The sequence below is a fragment of the Pseudomonas sp. genome, assembly GCF_026224925.1.
Taxonomy (GTDB): Bacteria; Pseudomonadota; Gammaproteobacteria; order Pseudomonadales; family Pseudomonadaceae; genus Aquipseudomonas.
In genome coordinates this window covers 1-3,807 of record NZ_JAMFRV010000138.1, presented here as the reverse complement: position 1 = coordinate 3,807, position 3,807 = coordinate 1, and the positions used below count along the sequence as shown (strand labels likewise).

5 protein-coding genes are annotated in these 3,807 nt (G+C 53.6%); 2 read left to right on the top strand and 3 right to left on the bottom strand.

Annotated elements, in window-relative coordinates; translation table 11 throughout:
• The 3 genes from M0974_RS06105 to M0974_RS06095 form a co-directional block, all read right to left on the bottom strand.
• Window positions 1-312: ABC transporter permease subunit (locus tag M0974_RS06105; RefSeq protein WP_297834053.1), on the bottom strand; the 312-nt coding region annotated here is incomplete at its 3' end.
• Between the two features lie 162 nt (window positions 313-474).
• The gene (locus M0974_RS06100) at window positions 475-1,539 is read right to left on the bottom strand and encodes an LLM class flavin-dependent oxidoreductase (protein WP_297834051.1); all 1,065 of its coding nucleotides are present in this window, start codon (window positions 1,537-1,539) and stop codon (window positions 475-477) included.
• A 147-nt stretch (window positions 1,540-1,686) separates the two neighbouring features.
• Window positions 1,687-2,205, bottom strand: coding sequence for a flavin reductase family protein (locus M0974_RS06095; protein ID WP_297834049.1), 519 nt, complete (start codon window positions 2,203-2,205; stop codon window positions 1,687-1,689).
• Window positions 2,206-2,387: 182 nt separating this feature from the next.
• On the opposite strand from M0974_RS06095, the gene M0974_RS06090 reads away from it, so the two are divergent.
• Together M0974_RS06090 and M0974_RS06085 are read left to right on the top strand one after the other, a co-directional pair.
• Window positions 2,388-3,116 carry a GntR family transcriptional regulator gene (locus M0974_RS06090; protein ID WP_297834047.1) on the top strand — a complete coding sequence of 243 codons (729 nt, stop codon included), beginning with the start codon at window positions 2,388-2,390 and terminating at the stop codon, window positions 3,114-3,116.
• A 460-nt stretch (window positions 3,117-3,576) separates the two neighbouring features.
• A partial coding sequence (locus tag M0974_RS06085) for a transporter substrate-binding domain-containing protein (protein ID WP_297834045.1) occupies window positions 3,577-3,807 on the top strand: 231 nt, incomplete at its 3' end.

Here is a 3,807-nt window from a genome sequence, read left to right as displayed (position 1 = left end):
GGACAGCGCGATCAGTACCGCCGCATAACTGCTGATCTGGATGCCTACAGATCCCAACCCGAAATACATCATGTAGATCTGGAACAACACCGGAGTATTTCGCGCCAATTCGACCCAGGCGCTTGCCAACCGATAACCCGCGCTTGGTTTACCGTCTTCGACAGGTTGCTGACGGGCAAGCGCCAGCAGCAAGCCCACAACCGTTCCGAAGGCCATCGACAACACCGCAATCTGCAGCGTCAGCCAAGCGCCCGCTAACAGCTCCGGCACGGCATCCCACACTAACGACCAGTAAAAGACATAACCGAACATACCGATTGCCACCTTTTAGAGTGAACACAACAACGAGGCGCGAACTTGCGATCGCACTATCGGCAGCACACTAAAGGGATGGAGCAAGCAGCGCTGTTATCGCGCTTTTTAAAACGTGGTGACGGCTACCGGAGGGCCGTAATGGCCCACCAATCCGAGCACTCAGCGTTGGCCGATCTGGTCGATGGGGCCCAGTTCTTTCTCGATCAAAGGAATCACTTCAGTGGCAAAACGGTCCAGCGAGCGCCGGGCGCGATCCAGTGGCATACAGCCGAACTGGAAGTTGCAGGCGTAATGCATAGGGTCGAGACGTTGAATGTCCTGAATCATTCGCTCCGCCACTTGGTGGGCGCTGCCGATCACGGTATTGGCTGTGTATTCCTCAATGCTTTGTTCGCCGGGTACTGCCTGATCGCGAATGAAATTGCCATCCATGGGCAACTCATTAAGGCGCAAATGGTGAGCCATACGCCCCACGTACCGAGCACGCTCCCCTGCTTCCAGTGCTTCGCTGCGGCTGTCGGTGACGTGCACATACTGCATGATCGACAGCGGCTTGCTGGCTGGTTCGCAACCAACATGACGCCAATTGTCATTCAGGCCATCGACCATTTTGTAAAGCACTGGCGAGCCCAAAGTACTGGCCGCCAGGAATGGAATGGCGTCAGTATTTTTGAAGCGTTCAAGCAGCGCCGGTTGGGTTGAGGTGTAATAAACCGGCGGCAGAGGCCGTTGCTGGGGCTTGATCGCAAACGTGGTGTGCGGGACCTGAATATGTTTGCCTGAAAACTCGACTTCACCCTTGGTCAGCGCTTGTTCGATGACATCCCAGTATTCGAGAAAAATCGACACTTTGTCTTCGATAGCCACGCCGAAACGCTCGAACTCGAACAACTGGTAACCCGTACCGAGTCCGATCACTGCACGACCTTGCGACAGAACATCCAGCAGCGCAATTTCTTGCGCCAGACGCAACGGGTTATACAACGGAAGTACCAGCACTCCTGCGCCCAACTTGATTTTCGATGTCCAACCAGCGGCATAGGCCGCCATCATCAGCGGCGATGGTGACGAGGAGTAGTTACAAAAGTGGTGTTCGGCAAACCAGGCAATATCAAAACCGGCCTGCTCCGCGCCCTGGACCATTTGTTTGGTATCCGCCATGACGCCGGCCACGCCGTTTGGATGATCACGCAACGTCATCAAACTAAAAATACCGAACTTCATTATTTCACTCCTCAATAGACAGGCGTGGCAATACCCAAGACGCCAAACACCGGTCACGAACTTAATCAATTTAATAGCGGCCCAACGTCAGGTTGAACGCACTTCAATACGCGGAAGAACAAACAGGGCTTATGTTCTGTTGAATCGTTAACCCACCGACAATGCCAATGGAGCGGTACTGACATAACCGCCGTTCTGGTAGATCAGTGGCGTTACTGATTCGGCAAACCGAACATCCTTCACCCGGCCGATCACCACAATGTGGGTGCCGTAAGCGATGGTCTTTTCCACTTCACAAAACAAATTAACCTGCGCATCGTCGAGATACGGCACCTGCTCTTCGCCTAGAACCCACTGGCCCTGGGTAAAACGCTCGGCACCTCTAAGCTTGCCGCCGAAGTTTCCGGAAATATCCACGTGCTCGCTGCGCAATTGGTTGACGTAAAAATACCGTGAGGCATTCAGTGCCGGCAGTACCGACGACGACGCATTGATACATGTAATGATCGATGCCGGTTCAGCACACAGTGACGTTACCGCCGTCGCCGTGAGCCCAAACCACTCACCTTCATGGGCACAGGTGATCACGCTGACACTGGCCGCAAGACGGCGCATCGACTGTTTGAAACTTTCCTGCAGGTTCAGCTTTTGCTGGCTGTGGTTCATGAGGTTTTCGACCCATCGAGATCCGAAGACAGCTTTAAAATTGCAGATTGTCAACAATCCGTCAAGCATCGATCTGCAGATATTTTCCAACCAGGTGCACGCCCGCAACATCCCTAGAGCACGGATGTGAGACCGCGTGATAAGCTCGGCCGCTTGAAGAACAAGGGCTCGCGGGGAGCAACATGGTTTCTAAAATCAAAGCGCAAGGTGCCGTACTGACGCCGATGTCCAACCTGGAAAGCGCCGAGCATGCCGCCGACCAGATTCGCACTGCGATCATCAATGGTCAGTTTCGGCCCGGTGACCGGCTGATCGAAAAACAGCTTACCGACCAACTCAATCTGTCGCGGCACCCAGTGCGCGAAGCGCTACGTCGGTTGAGCCGCGAAGGCTTGGTGGAAATGCGCCTGAACCGTGGCGCGGTGGTGGCGGAGCTAGTACCGAGTACTATTCTTGAGGTGTACTCGATTCGTTCGGCACTTGGCAAATTAGCCCTCAAAGCCCTGCTCAGCACGCCTGAACTGCTCAAACCAGCCACCGTGAAGAATCTGGAAACGCTGGCGAACAATGCATTGAAGCTGGCCAAGCTGGCTGATCAAACGGCGAGTATTCGCAATGACATGGAGTTCCAGAGCGCAATTGTTCACGCCAGCGGTCTTGAGCGCTGCGCCCGCTATTTCGACGAATTGACTGCTGAGATATACCGTTTCAACAACCTTTCCAGGATCGCTTATACCGACCGTGAGGGCGATGCGATCAATTACATGCTGGCGTTGTTCGAAGCGATAAAAGCGCGCGACTTGCAACGCGCAGAGACTATCTGGCACTTGAAGTTTACCCGTGCGGCCGAGCGGTTTATCACTCATGTCGGTGGTACGTCGGACAAGGAAATTCTGGCGTTTCTCGGCTAATCGGAAAGACTCCAGGAAGTATTCATTCGACGCCACTCTCGTCAATAGCGTGAGTCGCATCGGATGAATGGACGCATTATTTAAAAATATTTTTTGCACCACTCTGACGCACTCGAGTAATAGCAGTGCAGATTTCGCCCCGACCTCGCGCATCAATTCTAGCGTTGCGAACTATTAGATCCCGCCGATTTTTCTTCGAGGTCTTTCGCTTTTCAGAACCCATTAATAATTAAAACTTTAAATTCAACGAGATACCGAAACATCAACTTTTGGCATTGACTGATTGCGATGCAAATCGCTTGATCCCGTCGTCCTGTATCGTTGCCTATTCAACTTCACTCCCGGAATTTAGCCCCCCATGGTGACGGCTTGACACCGTTCAGATTGTTGATAATCATCAAAACGCAAACAGTCGCCCCGATGCCCGGCGCGGCAATTCGATCAGGTCCGGAGTCGAGCTATGTTGAGAAAATTTGCGGTAGCAATGCTGAGCGTCCTGCTGGTGGTAGGCGCCGGACAGTCCGCCCAGGCCCGTCCGTTGGACGAGATCATCAAGAGCGGCACATTACGGGTTGGCGTACTGCCGAACTCCCCACCGCAGTCGGCATTGGGAGCCAGCAACGAACTCGAAGGGTTTGACATCGACGTCGCCAAGAAGCTGGCTGAAACCCTTGGCGTCAAGCCGGAGTTT

Bases quoted from the DNA above. Each gene is read 5' to 3' on its own strand.
- M0974_RS06100 (WP_297834051.1), bottom strand. From the start codon at position 1,539: ATGAAGTTCGGTATTTTTAGTTTGATGACGTTGCGTGATCATCCAAAC.
- M0974_RS06095 (WP_297834049.1), bottom strand. From the start codon at position 2,205: ATGAACCACAGCCAGCAAAAGCTGAACCTGCAGGAAAGTTTCAAACAG.
- M0974_RS06090 (WP_297834047.1), top strand. From the start codon at position 2,388: ATGGTTTCTAAAATCAAAGCGCAAGGTGCCGTACTGACGCCGATGTCC.